Source organism: Streptomyces sp. NRRL F-5126 (assembly GCF_000721265.1).
Taxonomy (GTDB): domain Bacteria; phylum Actinomycetota; class Actinomycetes; order Streptomycetales; family Streptomycetaceae; genus Streptomyces.
In genome coordinates this window covers 1-428 of record NZ_JOFZ01000082.1, presented here as the reverse complement: position 1 = coordinate 428, position 428 = coordinate 1, and the positions used below count along the sequence as shown (strand labels likewise).

The following is a 428-nucleotide window of genomic DNA, read 5'->3' as shown; positions in this document are numbered from 1 at the left end:
GGGCGGGACCGCTATTTCGACTCCCTCCGCGCGGCCGCGCTCATCCGCGTCGTCACGTATCACACCTTCGGGTGGGCCTGGTGCGGCATGGTCTTTCCCTCCATGGGCATCATGTTCGCCCTGGCCGGCACCCTGATGGCCAAGTCGCTTCAGCGCCCGGCGCTCACGGTGATCCGCGGCCGCGTCCGCCGGCTGCTGCCGCCCTTCTGGTTCTGGGGCGTCTTCGTCGTGCTGGCCATGCTGATCCACGGCTGGATGCCCGGCCGGCAGATCGTCTACTGGGTGGTCCCGCTCGGCGACCCGCCGGGCAACGCGTGGGGCGAGCAGGCCTGGGAGATCCTCTGGTACCTGCGCACGTATCTGTGGTTCGTGCCTGTCTCTTATACACATCTCCGAGCCCACGAGACTCCTGAGCATCTCGTATGCCG

The 428-nt window shown here is 67.5% G+C and carries 1 protein-coding gene; it reads left to right on the top strand.

Translation table 11 applies throughout. The annotated features are described in order from the left end of the window. A partial coding sequence (locus tag IH48_RS0132415) for an acyltransferase family protein (RefSeq protein WP_030913016.1) occupies nt 1-428 on the top strand: 428 nt, incomplete at both ends.